The organism is Tychonema sp. LEGE 06208 (assembly GCF_015207505.1).
Lineage (GTDB): Bacteria > Cyanobacteriota > Cyanobacteriia > Cyanobacteriales > Microcoleaceae > Microcoleus.
In genome coordinates, this window is record NZ_JADEWT010000021.1 from 35,881 (window position 1) to 59,802 (window position 23,922).

Annotated in this window: 20 protein-coding genes; 7 read left to right on the forward strand and 13 right to left on the reverse strand. The window is 45.1% G+C overall.

Going from position 1 to position 23,922, the window contains the following annotated elements; translation table 11 throughout:
• Positions 1-35 precede the first annotated feature (35 nt).
• Both IQ263_RS08105 and IQ263_RS08110 read left to right on the forward strand, forming a co-directional pair.
• Positions 36-632, forward strand: a complete 597-nt coding sequence (locus tag IQ263_RS08105; protein WP_194066982.1) for a Uma2 family endonuclease — start codon at positions 36-38, stop codon at positions 630-632.
• Complete coding sequence (locus IQ263_RS08110; protein ID WP_194066983.1) at positions 625-2,298, forward strand: mucoidy inhibitor MuiA family protein; 1,674 nt, start codon at positions 625-627, stop codon at positions 2,296-2,298. Before IQ263_RS08105 ends, IQ263_RS08110 begins: the two co-directional genes overlap by 8 nt.
• Before the next feature lie 305 nt (positions 2,299-2,603).
• Here IQ263_RS08110 and IQ263_RS08115 read toward each other — a convergent pair whose 3' ends face one another.
• The 7 genes from IQ263_RS08115 to ebsA all read right to left on the reverse strand — a co-directional run bounded on the left by IQ263_RS08115 (position 2,604) and on the right by ebsA (position 11,441).
• Positions 2,604-3,974, reverse strand: a complete 1,371-nt coding sequence (locus tag IQ263_RS08115) for a diguanylate cyclase domain-containing protein (protein WP_194066984.1) — start codon at positions 3,972-3,974, stop codon at positions 2,604-2,606.
• On the reverse strand, positions 3,964-6,426 hold the full coding sequence (locus IQ263_RS08120; RefSeq protein WP_194066985.1) for an ATP-binding protein: 2,463 nt from the start codon (positions 6,424-6,426) through the stop codon (positions 3,964-3,966). Before IQ263_RS08120 ends, IQ263_RS08115 begins: the two co-directional genes overlap by 11 nt.
• Positions 6,427-6,971: 545 nt before the next feature.
• Positions 6,972-7,463 carry a YajQ family cyclic di-GMP-binding protein gene (locus IQ263_RS08125; protein ID WP_194011603.1) on the reverse strand — a complete coding sequence of 164 codons (492 nt, stop codon included), beginning with the start codon at positions 7,461-7,463 and terminating at the stop codon, positions 6,972-6,974.
• A 229-nt stretch (positions 7,464-7,692) separates the two neighbouring features.
• The gene (locus tag IQ263_RS08130; RefSeq protein ID WP_194011609.1) at positions 7,693-8,106 is read right to left on the reverse strand and encodes an MAPEG family protein; all 414 of its coding nucleotides are present in this window, start codon (positions 8,104-8,106) and stop codon (positions 7,693-7,695) included.
• Positions 8,107-8,121: 15 nt separating this feature from the next.
• Complete coding sequence (locus IQ263_RS08135; protein ID WP_194011610.1) at positions 8,122-8,625, reverse strand: DNA recombination-mediator protein A; 504 nt, start codon at positions 8,623-8,625, stop codon at positions 8,122-8,124.
• 251 nt (positions 8,626-8,876) lie between these two features.
• A complete protein-coding gene (locus tag IQ263_RS08140) occupies positions 8,877-9,974 on the reverse strand; it encodes a phosphotransacetylase family protein (protein ID WP_194011604.1) in 1,098 nt (365 codons plus the stop codon).
• Between the two features lie 1,089 nt (positions 9,975-11,063).
• A complete protein-coding gene (gene ebsA, locus IQ263_RS08145; protein WP_194066986.1) occupies positions 11,064-11,441 on the reverse strand; it encodes a type IV pilus biogenesis protein EbsA in 378 nt (125 codons plus the stop codon).
• A 338-nt stretch (positions 11,442-11,779) separates the two neighbouring features.
• On the opposite strand from ebsA, the gene IQ263_RS08150 reads away from it, so the two are divergent.
• The 4 genes from IQ263_RS08150 to IQ263_RS08165 all read left to right on the forward strand — a co-directional run bounded on the left by IQ263_RS08150 (position 11,780) and on the right by IQ263_RS08165 (position 16,931).
• On the forward strand, positions 11,780-13,288 hold the full coding sequence (locus IQ263_RS08150) for a glycosyltransferase family 2 protein (RefSeq protein ID WP_194066987.1): 1,509 nt from the start codon (positions 11,780-11,782) through the stop codon (positions 13,286-13,288).
• A gap of 1,301 nt (positions 13,289-14,589) precedes the next feature.
• Positions 14,590-15,816: a succinate--CoA ligase subunit beta gene (locus tag IQ263_RS08155; protein ID WP_194066988.1), complete on the forward strand. Its 1,227-nt coding sequence runs from the start codon at positions 14,590-14,592 to the stop codon at positions 15,814-15,816.
• Positions 15,817-15,867: 51 nt separating this feature from the next.
• Positions 15,868-16,764, forward strand: a complete 897-nt coding sequence (locus tag IQ263_RS08160; protein WP_194012161.1) for a succinate--CoA ligase subunit alpha — start codon at positions 15,868-15,870, stop codon at positions 16,762-16,764.
• On the forward strand, positions 16,761-16,931 hold the full coding sequence (locus tag IQ263_RS08165; RefSeq protein WP_194066989.1) for a hypothetical protein: 171 nt from the start codon (positions 16,761-16,763) through the stop codon (positions 16,929-16,931). Before IQ263_RS08160 ends, IQ263_RS08165 begins: the two co-directional genes overlap by 4 nt.
• 19 nt (positions 16,932-16,950) lie before the next feature.
• Here IQ263_RS08165 and IQ263_RS08170 read toward each other — a convergent pair whose 3' ends face one another.
• Positions 16,951-17,646 carry an alpha/beta hydrolase gene (locus tag IQ263_RS08170; RefSeq protein ID WP_228049882.1) on the reverse strand — a complete coding sequence of 232 codons (696 nt, stop codon included), beginning with the start codon at positions 17,644-17,646 and terminating at the stop codon, positions 16,951-16,953.
• A gap of 357 nt (positions 17,647-18,003) precedes the next feature.
• Here IQ263_RS08170 and hpsL point away from each other — a divergent pair, with 357 nt between their 5' ends.
• On the forward strand, positions 18,004-19,668 hold the full coding sequence (gene hpsL, locus IQ263_RS08175; protein ID WP_194066991.1) for a hormogonium polysaccharide biosynthesis protein HpsL: 1,665 nt from the start codon (positions 18,004-18,006) through the stop codon (positions 19,666-19,668).
• A gap of 203 nt (positions 19,669-19,871) precedes the next feature.
• Here hpsL and IQ263_RS08180 read toward each other — a convergent pair whose 3' ends face one another.
• From IQ263_RS08180 to IQ263_RS29240, 5 genes are all read right to left on the reverse strand, one after another.
• A complete protein-coding gene (locus IQ263_RS08180) occupies positions 19,872-20,318 on the reverse strand; it encodes a hypothetical protein (protein ID WP_194066992.1) in 447 nt (148 codons plus the stop codon).
• Positions 20,315-21,187: a ParA family protein gene (locus IQ263_RS08185; RefSeq protein ID WP_194066993.1), complete on the reverse strand. Its 873-nt coding sequence runs from the start codon at positions 21,185-21,187 to the stop codon at positions 20,315-20,317. The genes IQ263_RS08180 and IQ263_RS08185 overlap by 4 nt, the downstream gene beginning before the upstream one ends.
• A gap of 181 nt (positions 21,188-21,368) precedes the next feature.
• Positions 21,369-21,524 carry a type II toxin-antitoxin system YoeB family toxin gene (locus tag IQ263_RS08190; RefSeq protein WP_194066994.1) on the reverse strand — a complete coding sequence of 52 codons (156 nt, stop codon included), beginning with the start codon at positions 21,522-21,524 and terminating at the stop codon, positions 21,369-21,371.
• Positions 21,525-21,854: 330 nt separating this feature from the next.
• On the reverse strand, positions 21,855-23,645 hold the full coding sequence (gene typA / locus IQ263_RS08195; protein ID WP_194066995.1) for a translational GTPase TypA: 1,791 nt from the start codon (positions 23,643-23,645) through the stop codon (positions 21,855-21,857).
• Between the two features lie 151 nt (positions 23,646-23,796).
• Positions 23,797-23,919, reverse strand: a complete 123-nt coding sequence (locus tag IQ263_RS29240) for a hypothetical protein (RefSeq protein WP_255515829.1) — start codon at positions 23,917-23,919, stop codon at positions 23,797-23,799.
• Positions 23,920-23,922: the final 3 nt, after the last annotated feature.

Genomic DNA, 23,922 nt, shown 5'->3' on the forward strand with positions numbered 1-23,922 from the left:
AGTTATTGCTAACATTTTAAATCCACAGGACAGTCATGGTTCAAACTATAGACAATCCCACAATTTCTCCCACAGCCGAGCAGCATTTCACTTGGCGCGGTTTGAATTGGCAGCAGTTTAAAGCAATTCAATCCAGCTTTGAAAATGTGCCAGGAGTTCGATTATTTTATTGTGATGGAGTTTTAGAAATTGTGGGTACTGGAAGATTACACGAAGAGATTCGGTGTCTGATTGCCTTGCTAATGGGACAGTTCTTTATACAAAGAAGAATTGTATTTTTTCCGAGCGGTGCTTACAGTCAGATTGTTGAGGGTCAAGTGGAGTATCAGGCAGATTTATCTTATTGTATCGGGAATAAAAAAGATGTTCCCGATCTGTGTATTGAGGTAGTTGTTACTAGCGGTAGTCCGATTAAACTTCAGAAGTATCGGCTGATGGGTGTGCCGGAAGTCTGGTTTTGGGAAGACGGCACGCTAAAGATTTACCATTTGCGAGAACAGGGTTATGAGCAAATTACAAACAGCGAATTGCTGCCTGAGTTAGACTTGTCTTTGCTCAAACGCTGCATTTTGTTTGCTTCGCCTTTGGATGGACTGGAAGAGTTTGGTAGAGGTATTAATAGCAATGACTAATTCAGATTTACTCGATCGCGATAATATCAAAATAGTAGAGTCGCAAATTTCTGAAGTTACAGTTTATACCGATCGCGCCCTGATCGCCCGCCGCGGCACAGTAGCCCTGATGGGAAACGAGCGCGAATTGACCATCGCCTCTCTCCCCACAACCCTCGAAACAGAGTCAGTCAGGGCCACCGGTGCGGGTACAGTCGCCGTGCGATTGCTGGGAGTACGCACCGAAACAGTGTTTAGCAGCGAACCTACGGGCGATCGCATCGCCGAATTAACCCACCAAATCCAAGAATTAGAAACCCAAAAACGCGCCATACAAGACCAAATCGCCGCCCGAAAAATTCAACTCAACTTTGTCGAGAATTTAAGCGCAAAAAGCGTGGGTTCCTTTGCCAGCAGCATCTCCAAGCAACAGATTGGTTTGAACGAAGTCGGCGAATTGCTCAATTTTTTAGGCAGTAATTATAAAAAGTACATAAGTGCGATCGCCCAACACGAAAGACAGCAGCAGGAATTAGACAAGCAAATAGAAGCCTTACGCCAGCAGTTGCGCCAACTACAAACTCCCCATTCCCAACAAAGTTTTAACATCATTGTGGCGATCGAACCCAGCGGCAGCGGCAATTTTGAACTAGAAGTTTCCTATGTAGTAATGGGAGCCCGTTGGACACCCCTTTACGACTTGCGAGTCAACACCACCAACAACCAAATCAATCTCAACTACCTAGCCGAAGTCAATCAAAATACAGGCGAAGATTGGACGGGAGTAGCACTGACTTTATCCACAGCAAAACCCGGATTGGGAACTTTGCCGCCAAAACTCCAACCCTGGTTTATCGATATTGTTCGCCCAAAATCTGCTCAAAGCCAAGGCTTTCCCAGAGCGCAGATGAAACGAAGTGTGAAACCAGAAACGTCAGCAGTGTATGACAATTTCATGGAATCTGAGATGGAAGACGAGGAGCAATTAGACATGATGGCTGTTGGTGGCAGCGCTCCCGCGCCCGAACCCATAGCAGCTCAAACCGCCACAGCAAGAGTATCTAAAGAAGGCAGTACCGTCTCATTTCAAGTAGGAGAAAATACCAATATTCCCAGCGACGGCACACCCCACAAAGTCACTATTTTCAGCGAAAATTATCCCTCCAAACTTCAATACATAGCCGTTCCGCGTTTAGTCAGCTTTGCTTATTTGCAAGCAATTGTCACCAATCCAATGACAAGTGCAACTCTCCTGCCCGGTAAAGCAAATATTTTTCGCGACAACACTTTTGTAGGTACTTTACAGTTAGACAATATTTCTCCCGGTGAAGAAGTCAAGCTTAATTTAGGAATAGATGAAGGATTAAAAATCGAGCGGGAATTAGTGGAAAGACAAGTAGATAAAAAACTGATTGGCAATCAGCGCCGCACAAGTTACGCCTATCGGTTAATTGTGACCAATTTGCAGCAACTGCCTGTAAACTTGACCTTGAAAGAGCAACTACCAGTCAGTCGCAACGAGCAAATAAAAGTGCGGTTGAGTGTCACAAATCCCAAGATAGAAGCAGGTGAAATGGGAATGTTGGAATGGATAATGTCTCTACCGCCTCAAGCCAAACAAGAGTTAGATTACCAGTTTGTTGTCGAACATTCTCCTGAGTTAACAGTCATGGGTTTAGATATTTAATTAGGATTTACACTCTTAATCTGTAACGCCAGCTACAGCTTATACTAATTATGAAAAATATTGCTACATAGAAATTATAGGCAATCGTATGTAGGGAAACGGCACTGCCGTGTCCGGCGGGGGGTTGTGCAAATCAAAGATAATTTGTATAAAATTGGTAATTGTAGCAAGACTATTTCCAATTGGTATTACTTATCAAAAATTTGACGATCTGACTATCAACAAAAAACCAGGATTAATTACAACTGGCGAACAGTCCTGTATAACGGTATAATTCCCCCTTCCTCGAAAAACGCCCCGATTTTTCAACAATTTGTACTCCAGCGATCGCGCCCCTGTTGTTTAGCATCGTACAAAGCTTTGTCTGCATAGGCTACCAGTGTCTCTGGTTGAACTTCCAGCCTTGGTATGAGTGAGGAAATACCCAAACTAACTGTGACGATTTCCTTCACGTCAGACTGTGCATGGGGAATCGCCAGATTGTGAATTTCTTGCTGAATGTTTTGTGCCACCTTAATCCCTCCTTCTAAATCCGTATTCGGGAGGAGTGTCACAAATTCTTCGCCACCGTAACGCGCTGCTAAATCGGTGGGACGAATGACTACTTTTTGTAATATTTGCCCTATTCTAATTAAGCAATCATCGCCAGCCAGATGACCGTAGTAGTCGTTGTAGGATTTGAATTTATCAACGTCCAATAAAATTAGAGAAAGTGGCTGATTTTCTCGCGCTAGGCGTTGCCATTCACTTTGAAGGCGATTGTTGAAACAGCGACGGTTAGCCACCTGAGTCAAACCATCTAGATTGGCCAGTTCTTCTAATTTTTGATTGGCATCTTGCAGAGCCAATTCAATTTGTTTGCGGGCGGTAATATCACGGATAGTAACGGAAAAACCATCTCCTAGCTTGACTGCTACGAAGTGAAACCAGCAAGATTTTCCTGATTCATAGTAAAAATCCTGTTCTAAAGATTCCCCCATCTCGACAATATTAACGAAGCCATTAAATAGTTCTGGATCAATCTTACTCAAAAACTTTTTTAGTACCAATTTGCCAATCATCTCTTCACGACTGCGTTTAAAAGCTCTAGCAGTCACGGGGTTGACGAGTAAACACCGAAAATCCTCAATCTCCCCTGTTTCGGTATTACGAACAGCCTGCATTGCCGCAATACCATCAAGGGAACTATTCAAAACACTAGCAAGTAAAGCCCTCGATTGATAAAGTACCTCTTCTGTTTCCCGGCGCTTAATATTTTCTTTTTCCAGAAGCTGTTGCTGGCGTTGAATGGTTAACTGATTTTCCAGACGCGCCACGACTTCTTCGATTTGAAATGGTTTGGTAATGTAGTCTATAGCCCCTAACTCAAAGGCGGTTACTTTGTCGAAGACATCATCTAAAGCACTAATGAAAATCACTGGAATGTGGCTAAAGTCTGCATCAGCTTTGAGAGTTCTACAGACTTGATAACCATCCATTTCGGGCATCTTAACATCTAAAAGTATTACATCTGGTCGCTTTACATTCACGGTTTTTAGTGCCATCCGCCCGCTGGTGACGCTGCGAACAGTGTAGCCGAGTTTGAGGAGTGCATTGCTTAGTAATTGTAGATTTTCTAGAAGATCGTCTACAATTAGAATATTACCTTTATTTTCGATGCCAGAATTAAGATTCATTGCTTATCAGAGGTTCTACTAAATCAAGAATCTGCTCAAATTTAAATTGAATGGCAATTTTTGTCAGGGATTTTATCAAACGAGTTTCTGTTTGGGGAATTTCTCCTACGACTTGTAACACGAGGTTGGTATTTGCCTCAAGTGCGGCTGCGTATAGTTGACTAATCCATTCTTGAGTCATACAGGTTAAATCTTCCGATGTCAATGGGCTTTTTTCTGTATCATCAAAAACTGGAGATATTGTTTCTGCATAGATATATTTGACTCCCAAATGCTTAGCTAGTGTCTCAAAAATACTGTGTTCAACGAAGGGTTTGCGAAGGAAGTCATCACAACCGGCTGAAAGCACGATCGCCCTTTCTTCTTCCAAAACACTCGCTGTTAACGCGATTATAGCTGTAGCATTGCCTTTGGTGGTAGATTTGATGTATTTTGTCGCTTCGTAGCCATCCATCACTGGCATCCTCATGTCCATCCAGATCAGGTGAGGTTCCCATTCATCCCAAATTGCGATCGCCTCTTGTCCGTTACTAGCTTCTTTCACCTCAAATCCCAAGGGACTGAGCAACTTAATTAGTAATTGTCGATTAATATATTGATCATCGACTGTGAGAATTTTGTAGCTAAGTTGACCGGGAGCAAGTGCTAGCACTCTGGGATATTCTCCTGTAATCTTGCTGTTGGTTTTTTCGCCCAATTTTACCTGAATATAGAATGAGAAAGTTGTACCTTTTCCTAATTCACTTTTTACCGAAATATCTCCCCCCATCAATTGCACAAATTTTCGGCTGATTGCTAAACCTAAACCCGTTCCTTCCTGCATTTCTTTTCCGGCTTGGGCTTGACTAAAAACATCAAATAGTTTTGGCAGTTCTGCGGCTGCAATACCCACCCCAGTATCGCGCACCCGAAAATGAATCTGAAAAACATCTGTGGTTTCTTGTTCTCCCTGAAAAACATTGAGAGTAATGTTACCCTCTGAGGTAAATTTGATAGCATTGCTGAGTAAATTAATTAAAACCTGACGCAGTTTTAGTTCATCGGTACAGATATAGCGGGCGACATTTTCGGTACGCTGAAAAATCATCTTCAATCCAGCATTAGTTGCGCGCAAATGCAGCATATCTTCTAAATCATTTAGCAATATATGTAGGTCAAAGTCTGTAAGATTAAGGGTGGTTTTACCTGCTTCGATTTTTGATAAATCGAGTACATTATTAATCAGCGTTAAGAGATAATCACCACTGCGATAGATAATTCCGGCATTCTCGTATTGTTCGGGGGGCATATTTGTGGCGCGTACCATCAATTGCGAAAAGCCGAGAATAGCATTGAGGGGCGATCGCAATTCGTGGCTCATATTGGCAATAAATGTACTTTTAGCTTGATTAGCGGCTTCTGCTTTCACTGCCAACTCTCGGGAAATCTTCTCACTTTCCTGCAAAGCCATAGTACGCTGAATCACTCTTTCTTCTAATTCCGCATTAGCTTGTTGTAATTTCAAAGCCGCTTGACGATTTTCCGAAACAATCGCAGATGTCACCATCGTCGTAAGGGAAAGTACCCCCACAAATAAAAGTAGTAACAAAAGGGAATTACGAGCCAATGCCGCCTTATAAAAAATACCAATTTTATAAGCCGTAGTGATAAAAGCCATACTACAAATGGCGGTGACTAAAATAGTAGTAACTTTCTGACTAAAACGAAAAACAGACCATAAGAGAGGGGGTAAAAGTAAATATTCTACAGGTTGACTCTCAAATAAGGAAAATTTAATGACTATTCCCAAAAGAATAGCAATAATCAGAAATTCTCCACTAACCCAAGACTGCGGGGCATAAAATTTCTGTTTTTTTAAACAACAAATTAATAAAAAAGGGGTAAAAAGTAAGATGCCTATACTATCACCAATCCACCAACCAGTGAAAGTTTTTATAAAGTCAGACAGGGGGACAAGTTTCTGATAAGTGAATGAACAAGTCCCGATCAAAGCGTTGGGTAAACTAACTCCTAAAAAACTAACGGCGATAAAAATTACTACATGATTGACTTCATTAAAAGGAAATTTTGTGCGAGTTAACCGTCGAATCACAAATACTGCCAATAAATTCCAAATCGTTACACTAATAGTATTGAAAACATTACTCCATAATAAGCTTGGGGATATCGGCCACATGATTAAGGTCGCAATAAATTGACCCATAAAGATACCTAACCAACGAGAATAACCCCACTCCAATAAAGTGGCGAACATCCATCCTGTTCCGGGCCAAACGGGTGAAAGATATGGTGGAATAATCGTAATACTGGATATTTTATGATTATTCGTGAGCAGCCAACAAATCAAAGGATAAACAATGGAAATAATCAGAACTTGAAGCCACCAGTGGGGATTTTTTATTTCTAAGCCGAGATTATTTAAGAGGTTAAAAAAATGTTTTTTTGCGCTCATTTTTTAGGTATTAACTTGCTTCACAAAAACTGTCAACTATCAATTAGGAACCATTAAAGGTTCTATCAAATCAAGAATTTGCTCAGATTGAAATTGACGTGTTAATTGAGTCAGGCTTTTGATTGAAAATAGTTAAGTTTCAGGAATTTATTGAATAACTTTCATCACCTTTTATGTGTTGGCTTCTAACACAACTTCAGATCAGCTTATCATCCATTCATGGCGCTGTAAAACGCAACTATGTAAACGACTGTCAACTATCAAAATACCAAAAAATCAGCACTAGGAGAGGCTGTTTACATACAGTTATATCGTTCAGTTTAAGCCCGCCGACCTACTTACTTTAAATGTTTCTGATGTTAATTCTGCTTGCGTTAGACGATCGCCATTATGAGATTGCATTTCCTCATAAATATATTTTACCCCTATCAGCATCAGCTTACAACAAAGCAAGATTTTTGAATCCCAGCAAGTGCAAGGCAATTTCAATCGCACTCAAAGAGGCGATCGCACAACTGGGAATCCCATACTTAGCTTGCAAAAATTTACCGATAATTTGTAAACTGCAAAGCCATCGGATAATCTTCTTGCTTCAAGCGTTGAATTACCAACTGCAAATCATCTTTATCCTTGGCAGAAACGCGCACTGCATCACCTTGAATTGAGCCTTGAATCTTTTTAAACTCATCTCGAATTAATTTAGTGATTTTTTTGGCAATTTCCTGGTCAATCCCTTTTTTTAGTTTGATTTCTTGACGGACGCGGCTGCCGCTAGCCGGATCAATTTTGCCGTAATCAAAAATTTTCAGAGATAAATTCCGCTTGGCAGCTTTTGTTTGCAAAACAGTGTGAATTGCATCGAGAGTAAATTCGCTGTCGGTGTTGACAACTATCGATTCTGCGCCCAATTCGACGGTGGTTTTGGTATCTTTCAAGTCGTAGCGGCTTTGAATTTCCCGCACTGTTTGGTCAACAGCGTTAACTACTTCTTGCCGATCGAAATCGCTGACAATATCAAAGGAATAACTAGCAGCCATAAATTAATATTTGGTAATGGGCATTGGGCCTTGGGCATTGGGCCTTGGGCATTGTTAGCTGTTGACTGTTGACTGTTGACTGTTGACTGTTGAGTGTTGACTGTTAACTACTGCCAACTAGCAACTGCCAACTAGCAACTAGCAACTGCCAACAGTCAACTAGCAACTAGCAACTGCCAACTGACTACTGACTAATGACTAATGACTAATGACTAATGACTGCTGACTATTAATTAACAGCCATCAAACTGAAATAGAATAAAGTAACTGTGCAGGAAGAACTAATCGCAAACATGAGCGATCGCCCCAGAGGCACATTCAGAATATAGAAAACGGAAAATAACAAGCGGGCGATCGTAAAAGCGATCGCAGCCAAACCCGCCGCCTCCGAATCTACCCCCGTCACAAAAGCCATCAAAGCCGCCGCCGAAAACAGCATAAACGTCTCAAACGAATTTTGGTGGGCCCAAGTTGCCCGCTGAGCGTAATCCGGCAACCTCTCAAACATAGCGCGCGGCGCTGCTTGGTCGTAGCCTAGCTGCAAGCGGGCGAGGGCAACCACCAAAAACGGTGCATAAACCAGCGCCGCTGCAGCAGCAATACAATCAAGCAGAATAACCGACACAGGCAATCCCAACAGCATCATCCGCCTCGCATTTCAATCAAAATAGAACAGAGTAACCACCTTGCGCTGTTCTTCCGCGTCTTGGCAAGTTTTCAGCAAAGTGTGGCTTTCGTGAAAAGCAAAACAGATCAGTTGCTGACAGCGAGAAATGATCTCCTGATTGCACATGGCGCTTGCTTCCGGGAGAGACAAACTGTCATTTTTGGGATTTTCTACCAAATGTATGACTTGTTCGAGCTGATCGCGGGACTCCCGCGGCTGGCGGCTCATACTTTGTGGCAAAATCACCGTCAGCAGATTAGGATCTGCCTGCATTGCCCCCCGAATCGCGGCAGAATTAGTGCCTGTAGCGCCTGATGTGATGAGCTGATTGCCTCCCAGAACTAAGGCGTAGCTCAGCATCTCAATTAGCTGCTGGTGGGTAATAGGAACGTGACGAGAACCCAAAAGAGCAATCCGCTTGGAGCTGGTTTGCTGGATCGCCGCAAGTTCTTGTAAAAAATCATCAACTCTGGGTAGCTCAATTGATTGACTCAAAGAATTTATTAAATTAAATAAAACTACGTTGTGGATTTTAGCAGACTCCCCAGCAATTGCCGCCAAAAACCAGTTAAAAATTGCACATTTACAAGATTTGACTGGGGGATGGCGAGATTTGAGGGAGCCATAAGGCATTGGGCAGCCGTAGCTGAAGGTAGAATTCCTGAAAAATTGAGAATTTAAGAATTTTCCATTTTTATTTTTTAATTCAAAAAAAAATTCTGCCTTCTTACACTCCGGCGGCCTGCTTAATGGACTTTCGCTCCCAAACCCAAGGATGCGATCGTGCTGTCCCAGTCAAAGTGTTCTGCCATTAGCTGAGTAACGCATTCCACCTTGATCCGTTCGTGCAGGCGCACGCTGCCAAAGGTGCTGTCGATAATTTCTACCGTGGTTAGGGTATCCAAATCTACAGACAAAACTGGAATTTCCATTTCTTCTGCTCTGCCGATTACCAGGGGAGAAGGAGGCAAGTGGCCTGTGAGAATTAAGCACTGAGTTGAGCTTTCCAGGGCCGCGAGTTGAATGTCGGTGCGATCGCCCCCGGTGACTACCGCCATATTTCTCGCTTTGCGGAAATACTTCATCGCCGAGCTAACATTCATCGCGCCAATTGTCAAGGTTTCCACCATCAAATCCAAACGGTCTGGACGGCAGAGCACTTCGGCTTTCAATTGGTGCACCAATTCTTTGACGCTGACACTCCGCAGCAAAGCGCTTCTCGGCAGCATTCCCAAAACTGGAATACCCGCAGCCTCCAAGAAAGGCCGCACTGTCGTCGCGATCGATTCGAGTTTGTCCGAGGGCACGTCGTTGAGGACAACGCCAGCCAAGCGCGAACCTAAACGCCGTTTAGCCGACAGCAAATCGTCTATATAAAGATCGATCGGGCGCGTCACCAACAGCACAGAGGCATCAACCGCCTCAGCTACTTGAGGCAAAGACAAGTCAAACAGACTGCCTTCCTCCAAATTAGCCGGGCCTTCTAACAGTACCAAGTCTGCCTTGGGGCCTTGCAAATATTGCGCCAGAGAGAGCCGGTAGTCAGTCTTGTCTTCTCCCCGCAAACGCTTGTGAACCGTCTCCTCGTCCAAAGACAGCAGTGTTGAGGGCATCTGACTTTCTGAGAGTTTCAGCGTCTCCACCGCGAACCGCACGTCTTCCTCCTCGGTTCCAGCTCCCTCCGAGCTGAAACAGGTTCCCAGAGGCTTGCCGTAGGCGACGGAGAGTCCTTTTGCCGGGAGTGCGAGTGCCATCCCTAGGGCGATCGCGGACTTACCGCTGTAAGCTTTTGTCGAACCGATCAGTAAATATTTAGTCAATTTGGGTACGCCTTCTCTCCTCAATTTGCACCTGTCTATTTTAATAAATTTAATTTTTTCAACAGTATTTTTCCACTGCGACGGAATTTCGCAATTCGATTATACTCGATTTGGTCACTTTTGGTCAGATTATTTTTTTTAATTAAATTTGTTATTCATGCGTTCGCAACCCTTTTGTCCGCATTCTTTGACATCCTGAGTTTTTCAAACCAGTTTTTTCAGAGAGCCGTTCTCAACAGAGTTGCGTCAAGGGCGATCGATAGCTTTCTTACCTGTTTGCCCCCGGATTTTTTTCGATTAACATTACAGCAACGTTTCGCCCTAATTCACGGCTAAAATCTGTATTGTTTTCAGCCTTTTTTGGGCTTTTTAAGTCAATTAACAACCCTAAAATGCCGATCATTTAAAATGAATTACTAACCTTCAATCAAATTAATTGTAGTTGTTTTAAATAATATAAGGAGAGACATATTTATTGCCGATAATTTTCTGGAGAACCGTTTTTGTAAAAACTAAAGATTGCCAGATTTGTTGCGGAAATTAGACATTATTACTGACCGCAATCAAATCAAAAATACATCAATTTGCTGGTGGGCGGGCTGGTATTTCGGTAGCCAAAATGCGGGCGACAAGTGAGCGATCGGACTTTTTGGGCTGTAGGTTGAGTTTCCTTGGCTGAGGCTACTGCGTTAGATTCTCAGCAAGCGACGGGGCAAAGTCAAAGGAAATCGGACGATCGCGATCGCACTTCCTAGCACTGCAAAAGAGATGCTTGAGAACAATCCAAGAACTCATATCAATTCCGGTTGCACTCATACATGACTGTTGACTGTTGACTGTTGACTGTTGATTGTTGACTGTTGACTGTTGACTGCTGACTGTTGACTGTTAAATTAAGAGGGCGGGCCCGCACCATCCACCGCCCCTACTGACTGCTGACTCGATTTTATGATTCCGATGCAACCGGAAACGATATCAATTCTATTGAGCATCAATAATAGAACTGGCGCAGCGATCGTTTAATGTCGCCGTCAGTGGTAGCATTACACGATTGGTGCGCCAGTTATAGCACAATTCAATTGCAGGCTTTCGGGAGTGCCGGCGCGGGGAAAGTTAATCATCCATTCGCATCAGCTTGCGGTAAAACGTTTTAGAAAAATCGACGCTAGTACGAGTCCGCTGAAAAGTCAAAAGTACCTCAATTAAACAAGTGACAAATTCAGAGCTTTGCATCGTTACTTCGTAGCTGAGTTCAGCATTGCCGTCAAACAACACCCGACAGCGGGTCAAATCGATCGGCAGCGACGAAATATTCCAACTAGCGACAAACGGCACGTCCTCGCCGCCGTCAACTTTTCGGGCCCCCTCCAAGCTTTTGAGCTTGTAGAGAGCGATAGCGTGCGGCAAAAACTTGCGCCGGGGCTCCTGACAGAAAGGAGCGTAGACTTTCACTTCTTTGTCGTCGGCTGGCTTCAGTTGAGGAAGAGACATATTTCCACATCCTGATAATTACTACTAGCAGATTAGTTGAGCTGCTCTGCAAAAACTAGCAGATATTCTAGGCTAAGCGCAAGCAAAAGCCAGTCAATTTTAGATTTTAGATTTACTTGCAGCGCCCTGAATCAGCAGGCTCGAACAGGGGTTGAAAATTTGGGACAGCGAAAAACTCCTGTACGTGGCACGACAGTATCCGTTTTTGGGCGGGTCAAACCAGCAGAGGGTTTTCCTGCAAGCGTGCCAGCGTCTGCTTTCGACAAAAGCCCAGAAACTGATACAGTAAATACTTATCTATAAAATCAAAAACTATTGGTTGTTTAATCAAGTAACCTATGCAGGAGAGTTCTTGGCCAGAAAACGACGCTCGCACCGAGCTTAACTTGGAAATCCCTGATTTAGCTAGAGAAGAGCTCAATAGTTTGACCTCGAACTCGAAGGCAAGCAAAATATTTGCCATACCAGACATGGGGGACAGGGTGTTTGACGCGGAAACTTCATCAGAGATCCCGGTGGCGGTGTCTGTGCCGGGTTCTCCGTCTTTTCCTCAAAATCTTTACCGGGGAAGGCGAGCAAAAGCTGCGGTAGTGCTGACTGCGGTTTGGGGAGGGACGATCGCCCTGCACTTGATTTCCTGGGGTGCGTGGGTAGTGTGGGGGTTGACGGGGCTGCTGTGGATGCAAGCGCTGCGAGTTTTGTTTGCCGGGCCCAAACCCGCACTCCCTCCTCTTTCAGATGAAAGTCGAGAAGATTGGCCTTATGTCTCGCTGCTGGTGGCGGCGAAAAATGAGGAAGCGGTGATTGCCCGATTGGTAGAATCAATCTGCAATTTAGATTATCCGATCGACCGTTACGAACTTTGGGCGATCGACGATCGCAGCAGCGACGGTACGCCACTGGTATTGGAACAGCTAACCAAAAAATACCCGCAACTTAAAGTATTTCGCAGAGGAGTCAATGCCAGCGGCGGCAAGTCGGGAGCCCTAAATCAAGTCTTGCCGCTGACTCGCGGCGAATTTGTGGGAATATTTGACGCCGACGCGACGGTAACGCCGGATTTGCTGCGCCGAGTGCTGCCGGTATTCGATCGAGAACAAGTAGGGGCGGTGCAAGTCAGAAAAGCCATCGCCAATGCTGCGGTGAATGTGTGGACTCGCGGCCAAGAAGCAGAAATGGCTCTCGACAGTTTTTTCCAGCAGCAGCGGACTGCGATCGGCGGCATTGGAGAATTGCGCGGTAACGGCCAATTCATGCGCCGCACCGCCTTAGAAAGCTGCGGCGGCTGGAACGAGGAAACGATTACCGACGATCTAGATTTGACCCTAAGGCTGCACCTAGACCAGTGGGACATTGAATTTTTGCCTTTCCCAGCGGTGTTAGAAGAAGGAGTCACCAACGCTAGGGCTCTGTGGCACCAGCGCAATCGCTGGGCAGAAGGCGGCTATCAGCGCTATCTTGACTACTGGCAGCTTATTTTGCAAAACCGCATGGGAATCGGGAAAACTTGGGATTTATTTGGATTTTGGGTATCCCAATATTTCTTGCCCACAGTAGCGCTACCCGACTTTTTGATGTCAATTGCACTGCGCCGGATGCCTCTAGCCAGTCCCATAACTTTTATGACCCTTACCTTGTCGCTGGTGGGAATGTTTGTCGGTTTGCGTCGCACTCGCAAAGAGACGAAATTTGAGGTGAAAAGAGTTTTTGTCACCTTCCTGCAAACGCTACGGGGTACTGTGTATATGTTGCACTGGCTGCTGGTGGGGACTGTGACGGCTCGGATTGCGGTGCGTCCCAAGCGGCTAAAATGGGTCAAAACTGTCCATCAAGGGGCTGCTAAGTAAATCCATTTAATAGGGCCTAAAAGCATCGGGCATAGGGCATAGGGCATAGGGCATGGGGCATGGGGCATGGGGCATCGGGCCTAAAAGCATCGGGCATCGGGCCTAAAAGCATCGGGCATCGGGCCTAAAAGCATACCTCACTTTTATGAGAACCGCTATATCTCTTCTTCCTTCTTCCTTCTTCGTTTTTCCTTCTTCTGCCTGATGACTAATGACCAATGACTAATGACCAATGACCAATGACTAATGACCAATGACCAATGACTAATGACCAATGACTAATGACCAATGACCAATGACCAATGACTAATGACTAATGACTAATGACTAATGACCAATGACCAATGACTAATGACCAATGACCAATGACTAATGACCAATGACTAATGACCAATGACCAATGACTAATGACCAATGACTAATGACCAATGACTAATGACTAATGACCAATGACCAATGACTAATGACCAATGACCAATGACTAATGACTAATGACTAATGACTAATGACCAATGACTAATGACCAATGACTAGAGAAGCCGAAGTATTTAAAATCGACTGACGGCAAGTGCAAATCGGTTGCGGAACATCTTTTTTGCGAAGGTTATATATCGCCGCCCGATCGGACAGTGAAATTTGGCAATTGATTTATCGATCGCCAAAAACACTCCAAAACCGATTAAGTAATCGGCGATGGGCTATCTGTTGCGAATAAGTAATCGGCTATACAAAAGTCTAAAAATAAAAATTAAAAGCCAGAATATTTGAGTTTTGACTTGACAAAAAACCAATTATTATCTAATAATTATGAATTGCCAATTACGGCGAATTGCTTGTTGCCAACTACCAGTCATATCGCATCCGGTCGATTCACAACGATAAAATTGGTTCGCGCGTGCGGACTTGCACAGGCAATCCGGGAGCGGACTTTAGTCCGCACGCGCGAACCGTTTTTGTTACGAAGATCGACCGGAAATGATATCACCCGTTAGTGAACTACCAGACGCTGATGCGTAGCATACAGCACTGGCTTCCTGATTCATTGGGATGTGCTGTTGCTATCCGTTGAAGCAAGTAGTCTGATCTTCCCTCCACAGGCAGGAGTCCTAGTTCCTAAGACCCATACTTTTTCTGGCTACACGCTCCGTTTAGCTTGGTTTTCGCCTAGGAGGATAGTGGTCAAGATAGTGCAATTGTATCACTGATTCGCTATCGCTCAACTTGTTTCTGGTTCGTTTTCATCCCGTCACCCACCTGAGTACAGGTAGGGTGCGGGACTTCCCACTCACATTCAGTTAAAAATGGATTTGTTAGAGTATCAAGCTAAATCTTTATTCCGTCAGATGGCAATTCCGATTTTGCCATCACAACGGATTGATAATCCCGCCGACCTCAAGGGACTGAAAATTCCCTACCCAGTTGTACTCAAGTCGCAAGTGCGCGCTGGGGGACGAGGCCGGGCGGGTGGTATTAAATTTGTGGAAAATACGATCGATGCAGTTGCTGCTGCTCAAACAATTTTTAATTTGCCGATCGAGTCTGAATATCCCCAAGTCCTGCTGGCCGAAGCTAAGTACAACGCTGACCAAGAACTTTACTTGGCGGTACTCCTAGACCCCGTAGCGCGACGCCCGGTACTTCTGGGTTCGAGAGAAGGAGGTATGGATGTTGAAGGGTCGATCGACAAAATGCAGCAAGTTGCCGTAGACCAAGAATTTTCGCCATTCTACGCGCGGCGTTTGATGCTGAAAATGGGATTGCAGGGAGACTTGATTCAATCGGTGAGCGCGATCGTCGAGAAAATGTACCGACTGTTTGTCGAAAAAGATTTAGATTTAGTAGAAATCAATCCTCTCGGCATCAGTCCTACGGGAGAGGTAATGGCTTTAGACGGTAAAGTCACCGCCAATGACGATGCTTTGGGGCGGCATCCAGACTTGGCCGCACTCTCGGGTAAAAACCAAAGCAGCGGGTTCGTAGGAAACAGGAGAAATCCCCATGGGGGCGCGAGTCACAATTCTCACTCTCCGGCCCCGCACTCCGCGGAGTTTGACGCAAAATCTCAATCCCCAATCTCGAATTCCGAATCTTTGCAATTAATCGAACTAGATGGGAATATCGGGATTTTGTGCAACGGAATGGGCCTGACAATGGCAACTTTGGATGCTGTAGCCCACCAAGGAGGAAAACCAGCTAATTTTGTGAATATGGGTTCTCTAAACCGCTACGATACAGCAAATGCCCTGCGCGATCGCGCGGAATTGGCCCTGGAGTTAGTCGCTCAAAATAAAAACGTTAAGGTGATACTGGTAAATATTTTGGCCCGCGCCTCCAAAACTGAGGAAATCACCGCCGCAGTAGCCGGCTATTTGGAACGGAAAGCTCGCGCCAACCGCCACATCCAAGTTGTGCTGCGTCTGGTAGATATCGATTCTGATGCTGTAAAAAAGCGTTTGGGAGAGTTGCCGGTGCAGCTAGTTAGCAGTTTGGATCGGGCTGCGGCCGCTTCTGTAGCCTCGGCCAAGTAGCGGCAGTCGATCGGCAAAAGACGAGTGTGAAGGACTGTCAAATGGCAAAAAATGAATTTAACTCCTGAAAGCAAAGTCCTAGTACAGGGCATTACAGAATCTCCAGCGTCAACCCGCACCGCCCTGATGATGAAAGCATACGGCACTAATGTAGTCGCCGGTGTCAGTCCCGGTAAAGGCGGGCAGGAGGTGGAGGGAATTCCGATTTTTGATTTGGTAGAACAAGCCGTGGCGGCAGTGGGTAACGTTGACACTGCGGTAATTTTGGTAGACCGTTATTCGGTGCTGGATGCGGCTCAAGAAGCGATCGCCGCAGGAATTCGACAAATCGCGATCGTCACCGGGGGAGTGCCTCCTCTGGATATGGTGCGCTTAGTCAGAAAAGCAGAGGCCACCGAAACTTTGTTAATCGGGCCAAACAGTCCGGGGATTATTGTCCCCGACAAACTGCTATTGGGCACTCACCCCAAAGAATTCTACACTCCCGGTTCGATCGGGGTCATCAGCCGCAGCAGCACTTTGACTTACGAAATTGCTTTAGAACTGACTGGGGCCCGATTGGGGCAGTCGATGGCGGTTTGTATTGGCTGCGACGCGATTCTGGGTTCGTCGTTTATGCAGTGGCTGCAAATTTTGGACGAAGACGACTGTACGGAGGCGATAGTGTTGGTGGGAGAAGCGGGCGGCTGGAGCGAACAAGCTGCAGCTTCTTACATCGCTTCGGCAATAGACAAACCCGTAGTTGCTTATCTCGCCGGACACTATGTTCCCAAGGGCCCGTCTTTGGGCCACGCGGGCATTTTGATCAGTTCTCGCGCTGCAGCCCAGAAAGCCTTTGGAATTAAGGCCGATAACAAAATGGCTGCCTTTGAAGAGGCGGAAATACCCGTGGCGGCTCGGCCTTCGGAGGTTCCTAAGTTGCTTAAAAAATTGCTGAAGAAAAAATGATTGCGATCGCCCAAAATCCAATTGGCTCGATCGTTCCGAATCCAAGTCCCCATTTGCTCGTTGCTCCTTTGCTCGTTACCAGGCTCTGCCTGGTAATGCAGATAGGCGATACTCTGCCTCCTTTGCTCTGGAAACTTACAAGAGAGAAGACTGTAGGAGATGCTTAAATTATTAAATTTTCGTTTCTTACCAAAGTCCTCTGACAGGGCTCGCAGGCTGTGGTGCAGGTGCTGGTAGGGGTACGGGTGCGGGACGACGTGCCGGAGGCGGAGTTGTTGGCGGAAGGCTGGGACGAGGTGCGATCGGAGTTTCGGTGCGAGTTGTCCGAGTTGTCTCGCGCATCGACTCTTGCAGCAGGCTTTGCACGTTCCCCACCAAACCCTGAACTTTCCCAACTGTGGCCGCAAGGCTGGCAACATCTACGTAAACCTGCGGCAGAGGATACTTTTTCAGGATTTCTAGCAGCGACAGCCTACCGTCGTCGCCGGACGCCAGAATCACCGCAGCCCGCAGGGCTTTGCCACTTTCTGTGCGGCGGTGAGTCCGAATTGCTTGACCGATTTCGTCCGTAATTTTTTCTCCCGGGGTGCTGTAAACTACCCTCGCCAGAATAGCGGGCTTTAAACCGATTTCTAGACTCATCAATCCCTGCAGCACTTGTGGGTCCATTTTGGAGAACCCGATAATTTGTTTGATGGTTGGTGTCGTTGTGCCGTTTTTAGCAAAGTTTTCTAAGTCGCTGATATTTATGGTTTGTGCGATCGGGCCAAATGTCAGGACAACTTTTTCGGCCCCCAATGCTTTACTGTTGCTAGATAATATGCTGGCGCTCGATCCAACAAACAGGGCAATGGCGATCGATACAAATTTTGTTAACTTCATATTCAGTTTCAGCGATCGATTAAAATTATGCTTTCGAGATTTGTACATTATAGATGATGCAGCCGTCATATTTTACAAGGTCGCGAGTGTCAGTTAAGCCCGCCCCAGTCAGGCGCACAATCTATATCGATCTTTTGGCGCGCGATCGACTTTAAGTATAAATAACCACACTTACTAAAATATTTTTGATTCTATTAATTCTACCTTCTATAGCGGTTGTCAAGCGTGGTGAGGTATGCCCTATTCCCGGTTTGGCCTATGCCCAGCGGCACCTGATCTTTATGAGAAATGCTATACATCTCTAGCCTGCTACATCAGAGTGCCTTCAGCCTTCTACATAAATCCCTTCTAGAAGTTATGTTGAAAACCAAGCGCAAATCCAAAAAATCTAAACACAAGCACAGCGAAAAAACAACAGCACTCAGCAAAAAAGAAGTAGCCGCACAAAAACGCAAAACTTCAGAAAAGCGCAATGAATTAGTACAGGCGATCGTCATTTGCTGCCTGGTCAGCGTTGCTGTCAGCATCCCCCTGTTATTCGTAGCCCGCCCTAAGATTGCGATTGCAGGAGGCGTTGCTGTAGCTATCTTGCAGTTTTCCTACAAATACCCCCGTCAAGCTTTGTGGAGTTTTCTAATTTACCTCCCTTTTAGCGGTACAATTACTTACGCAATTGGCGGCGGGAATGCTGCATTTCAAGTAGCCAAAGATGCTTTCTACATACCCGCTCTCATCGCCCTCATTCAAAGCTGCAAAAAGAAACAGTTACCCCTGTTTATTCCGAAAGAAATGCTTTCAACCTTCAGCATCCTGTTGATGATGGCAATGCTGACTTTAATTTTTGTCAACGGGGAAATGCAGCTCAACCCGATGAAGGGCGACAAACCCATTCTGCAAGCAATTCTCGGCTTAAAAGTATTGATAGGTTACATACCGCTGATTGCTTGTACCTATTATCTGATCCGTACTAAAAAGGATTTGGTGTTTTTTGGTAGAATGCACGTAGTTTTGGCGATCGCCTGCTGTCTTCTCGGTTTGATTCAATACCTGTTGCTGCAAAGTGGCAAGTGCGCCGGCACCAGAGGCATGACCGGAGAAGAATTATATAAAGCCACGCTGCAAGCTAGATGTTTTGTCGGAGGTTCTCTGGTATTCAGTCCCGAAGTCAAGTTTATCCGCTTACCGGGAACTTTTGTAGCTCCTTGGCAGTGGGCTTGGTTTTTAATTTCTAATGCTTTTTTAACCTTTGCTTCAGCCTTTTGCGATCCTTCATTCTGGTGGCGAGTTATCGGTTTATTTGGCATGGCATTAGTATTTGCCAATGCAGTTATTTCCGGTCAAAGAGCAGCTTTAGTTATGGTTCCAGCTACCACCGCTATCCTGCTCGTTCTCACGGGTCAATTTGTTAATTTCAAACGATTTATTCCCATCGGTGCAGGATTGGCAATTCTGCTGTTTTTCGGTGCAGCAACTAATCCGGGAGTTGTCGAACAGCGGTGGGAGAGTTTTGTTGACCGCTGGAATGCTGCACCGCCCCAGCAGTTTCTGTTTAATCAGTTCGAGCAGAGCCACAATTTTATCATTGACAAACCTCTCGGTAGAGGTGTGGGACGAGCTACTAATTCAACGCGGATCTTTGGTTTCACGCAGCTAATTGAGACTTTCCAACCTAAGTTGATGTACGAACTAGGTTATCCGGGAATGATTGCTTTTCAAATCATGCTTTTACACTTAGCTTTTCTAACTTTTCGAGCTTACCGTGCTGTGAAAGACAAAAATTTGCGGAGTTACGGAGCTAGTTTTTGGGTGTTTGTGGGATTTATTACGATCAATCCTCAATACTATCCGCTGGATGTAGATCCAGTATCGGTGTATTACTGGGTTTTGGCTGGGGCGATTTTAAAGTTGCCCAAAATTGACAAACAAGTGCAGGATGAAAAACACTTGGAACTTGAGGGAGATGAGTTGGAAGTTCACCACCAATTAAAGGAGAAAAAAATTATGGCATCTACTCCAATTTGAGCAACGTTATATCGGAAACGCTCTAATATCATCTTCAGTCGAACAAATACAATCATTAAGCCAGGTTCGTAGTGCGGGCTTGAACCCGCAGCATAAAAGCGGAATTCAGTCCGCACTACGAGCCGTTTTTATTGTGTATGCCATTCCATATCCCAGCTAGAAATGCAAATTAAAACCCATTTTTTCGATTCAGATACTAATTTTTAAAGCGTTTGTCGATCGATATGTCGCGACAGCATCAAACTCTGTTTAATTCTACCAATAATTAGCTCAAACATTTTTTTTCGAGATGGATTCTTGCTACTTGGTGGCATCCCCAACTCGCAACACATCAAATTCAAGTCAGTTGCACTCATCGCCGACAATTTTTGCCTCACCTCTAATTCATGACCCTTCTTAGCTTGCAAACGCAGTTCTTCATAAACTTCTAAAACATTTCCTGCCGATAAATTAGCAGGCTTATTCACATCAGCAGCCGTAGATAACTGCGAATTTTTAGACGCAGCAGAAAGCACTCCCCGCTTAACTTGAGCCTCAATCCTGGTTAATTTTTTGGAAACCTCCCGCAAGATTTCCTTAAGTTCGCCAATTTCATCAACTAACCCCCCACTTTCTTGCTCATTAGCAGCAAAAATCTCTTTTTTAATCATTTCAGATACTCCTCACACTCGCGCCACAGTTGCTCAAACTCTCTAACTAATTCTCGTGGCAGTTCTCCCTCATTAATCGCCCGTTTCAACCCAACGCTTTCCCGAATAGTCGATTCCAAAAATCTCACTTCTATGTTATTGTCTTTGGATATCTCAGCGCAAAGTCTCTTGACTTCTCTCATGTAAAACTGAACTTCATTTGTTAGCAATCCTCCATAGGTTTTAGCTTTATTCATAAACACTGCTATCTTGGGAAACGGATAAGGTTCAATCCGTTTCTGGAGAGAGTTTAAAACTAAACTCAATCCCCTAGAACCAAAATAATCTGGGTTGACGGGAATTAATATTAAGTCGCAGCAAGAGAGTACGCTATAGGTGAGGAGACTGAAGGAAGGCGAACAGTCAAAAAGCATCAAGTCGTATTTGGGGAGATTGGGAGAGTTGGCGATTTTGCCGATGAATTGGCGGATGAAGTCTTTAACACTTTTTCCCTCAAATCCATCTAAATCCAACCAATACAATTCTTCAACTGAAGGGACAAAATGTAATTGTTCGTCAATCTGATAAATCGTGTCGAAACCAACGGGAAATTTAAAGTTTTGTCCGGCTTTTTTAAAGACTTCGAGGGCGTCGTAAATTGTGAGTCTGTGCTTGAGAGATTGTTCGTACCACTTACCAAACTTATCATCTAAATGACCTGTATTTTCGTTAAGCCCGATCGCCTCTGTGAGGGACATTTGCGGGTCTAGGTCTAACATCAAGACTTCTAAGTCGGTTCCTTGGGATATAATATTTCCTAGACTCCAAGTGACGGTGGTCTTTCCGACTCCGCCTTTGAAGTTGATTACGGCTATGGATTTAGGACTCATGGCTGGGCTTGCTTTAATTTTGCTCAAATATAAATTAAAACATATTGTGTGACTTTGTTCAGCGCGCGATCGTATACTAGGGTCACGATATGCCAATCGATCTAAAAAGGATACTTTGATAATATATCATTGACTAAGTAGAACAACCTAAAAAGACAGAATACCAAATGCCATTTAACTCCTATTTCAGAGGTTCTGGTTTGCCCAATCCTTCAAAGGGCGATCGATATATATTTTTAATCAATTCTACAATTTTGCGATAAATCTTTTTGTCTAATTTTACCCATTCATTAAAATCTGCAAAAGCAGAAGATTCAAAAATAATTCTTCTGTTCATTGCAAATCCTGTAGATAGACTTCAACTAAATTGTGCTTTTTTTTAACATTTTCAAGAGCTTTCAACAGTTGTTTTTATTGACTTCCGATTTCAAAAGATATTCGGTTTCATCGCATTATGAAACACTTATTTCAATCTCTCTATCTCCAAAAATCGCTGGGATTTGTTCTCGAAAATTACTATCTAGTTCCCTGGCTTTTAAACGATAAACTGTTGACATCGTTTTTACCTATTTTTGATTAATAAGTTAAAATGATTAATATTGCCTTTAAATAGAGTAGTTTAAAGTTGACAATAAGGGCTGGAAAAATTACCAGCCCTTAATTTGTTTTAGCGTTTGACCAACTTTTTGGACAACTTCCGCAAGCGAATTGATTTCGGTGTTACTTCCACCAATTCATCCTGACCGATGTATTCCAAAGCGCGCTCCAAACTCATATCGACTGGTGCTTGCAATTGCGCCAATTCTTCACCGCCAGATGCGCGGTGGTTTGTCAACTGCTTCGACTTGCAAATATTCAGCTCCATGTCGTCATCTCGGTTGTTTTCTCCGATAATCATCCCTCTGTAAACCTTGGTTCCAGGGGTAATGAAAAATACGCCACGGTCTTCAGCATTTTTCAGTGAATAAGTAGTTGCAGTTCCTTCTTCAAAGGAAATTAATACTCCGTTGCGACGGGCGATAATTTCTCCACCGAGGGGGCGATAGTCCAGGAAGCTGTGGTTCATAATTCCAGCGCCACGAGTCAAGCGCATGAACTCGCCTCGGAATCCAATCAAACCGCGAGCGGGGACTGAAAATTCGATTTGAGTGCGGCCGGTGCTGCTGACGTGCATATCTTGCATTTCTGCTTTCCGCTGACCGAGGCGTTCGATGCAGCCGCCGACTGCTTCTTCGGGTACGTCTAACACCAAACATTCAAAGGGTTCGCAGGGACGACCGCCGACTTCGCGGAAGATTACTTGCGGTTGAGATACTTGGAATTCGTATCCTTCGCGACGCATATTTTCGATTAGGATTCCGAGGTGGAGTTCGCCACGGCCGGATACGAGGAATTTGTCGGGAGATTCGGTTTCTTCGACGCGCAGGGCGACGTTGGTTTCGAGTTCTCGCATTAGCCGATCGCGAATTTGGCGAGATGTGACCAAACTACCTTCTTGACCGCAGAACGGCGAATCGTTCACCGAGAAAGTCATCTGCAAAGTTGGTTCGTCTACCTTGATTAAAGGTAGCGCTTGCGGGTCGTTGGGACAGGTAATTGTCTCGCCAATATACGCATCTGCAAAACCGGCAACGGCGACAATATTGCCAGCCGAAGATTCTGGGATGTCAATGCGTTTGAGACCTTCAAAGCCCATCAACTTGCTAATTTTTGATTTGACAATCGCGCCGCTTTCGGTGATCAAAACTGCTTGTTGACCGATTTTAATCGTGCCGTTGTGGATGCGGCCGATGACGATGCGGCCGACGTATTCTGAGTAATCTAAGGTGGTTACTTGCAGTTGTAGTGGCTTGTTGGGGTCGCCGACTGGGGGTGGTACGTGGTCGAGGATTTCTTCAAAGAGGGGCTTCATATCTACCCCTTCGTCTTCGAGGTGTTTTTTGGCGTAACCGCTTAAGCCGGAACCGAAGAGGTAGGGAAATTCGCACTGATCGTCGTCAGCACCTAGTTCGAGGAACAGATCCAAAACTTTATCAACGGCTTTGTGGGGGTCTGCTCGATCGCGATCGATCTTGTTGACAAAGACGATCGGGCGCAGTCCCTTTTCGAGGGCTTTTTTGAGTACGAACCGGGTTTGTGGCATCGGGCCTTCGTTGGCATCTACGATCAGCAAACAGCCGTCAACCATGCCGAGAACTCGTTCGACTTCGCCGCCGAAGTCGGCGTGTCCGGGGGTATCGACGATGTTGATCAGGGTTTCTCCGTACCTGACAGCGGTGTTTTTGGACAGGATGGTAATGCCGCGCTCGCGCTCGATGTCGTTGGAGTCCATGACGCAATCTGGGATGTCTTCACCTTCGCGAAAGATTCCGGACTGTCTGAGGAGAGCGTCTACAAGGGTGGTTTTGCCGTGATCGACGTGAGCGATGATGGCTACATTGCGAATGGGAAGACTCATAAGGCGTCTGGGACGTTAAACGAATTTAACTAAAAATTTCTTAATAATTGTAGCGCATTCAGTCAAGGGACGATCGGGCTCTGCCGAATTGACATTTTGCCTGACCTACAGACGCCAGCATTATTACGGATCTTTTTTATAATAAACACCACTAGGGGCGGGGGCGATCGCCCCTGCAGACGCAACTAAAGAGCTGGCAAGCCGATCGAGCATTTACCGACTTGCCTAGAAATAAAATCCCAGCCGTGCAGTGTCCGAGGAGTGTTGCGAGCACAGG